The organism is Treponema sp. R6D11, from assembly GCF_054786075.1.
On record NZ_BDHD01000470.1, the window covers coordinates 1 to 977 of the forward strand.

Annotated in this window: 2 protein-coding genes; both read right to left on the reverse strand. The window is 42.0% G+C overall.

Going from position 1 to position 977, the window contains the following annotated elements:
- Positions 1 to 459: hypothetical protein (locus ACYVTD_RS14025; protein WP_461248342.1), on the reverse strand; the 459-nt coding region annotated here is incomplete at its 3' end.
- Between the two features lie 86 nt (positions 460 to 545).
- The coding region (locus ACYVTD_RS14030; RefSeq protein ID WP_461248343.1) for a hypothetical protein at positions 546 to 977 on the reverse strand (432 nt) is incomplete at its 5' end.

Consider the following 977-nt stretch of genomic DNA (forward strand, 5'->3'; position numbering starts at 1 on the left):
CTTTACGATATGCGGACTGACTGCATGCCTGTTGCGCAGCAATCTCTCGCCGCCATTAAGCTCCTTCCAAAAATCCATAACCAGAGTGCGGTTGCCTTCTCTGCAATTGTTTAGCATACCACGACATTCATCCGTCATTTCGATAAATTGCTTCTCTAGCTTGTTTTTATATTCTGGTCTAATATTGTATTTATTTATATGCGCGAAAAGATCGCATATCATCCTGTCCGCTTTCGGCTCGTCGATAATAGCCTGTTTCCTTCTATATACATTCACATAATTCTTCAAAAGCTCATAGCCAATCCCAAGCGAATTGTTGCTCGGTTGCCACCCTGTTCTTTTGCATTGTTCAAGAGCCTCTTTGGCGTTGGAAATTAGAGTATCATAATAATACTCATGCTTCTTCCCATCTAGCTCTAATATGATGGATTTCTTTTTAGCGACTACATCATTTCCCACAGACTACCCTCCATACTACTATTAGTATATAATAAAACTAACACGAAGCGGGCATTTTAACAAATTTGTAACACTTTTATAATCTATTATTTCGCCCGAGAAATGACAATTAGGCTTATAACCTGCAAAATTAGCGTCAGCAAAAAGACGTACGGCGCGCCAAATATCACCCAGATATACCCGCCCGCAATCGAGCAGGCGATGGATATGACATGCTCTAGGCTTGTCCCCATCGACAATGTTTCGCTCAAGTTGTGCTTCGGCGAGATACTGCGCAGATAATTCGCCTTCGCTATCCCTGTCTGCATTAGGGAAATGTCGATTATAAATATTCCTGATGCAAAGACAACCGCGATAGAGTTTTTTATGAAAAACGCCGTGATAAAATAGCCGAGAAAAACAAGAACGCTTCCTGCGGTGTCCAAAAACAGCGATGGTTTTGGCTCGTGCTTATTTACGAACTTGCCGAAAAGATGCGTCATAAAAAGCCCCAAAAGGCTGCCGGACAGGATCAAAAT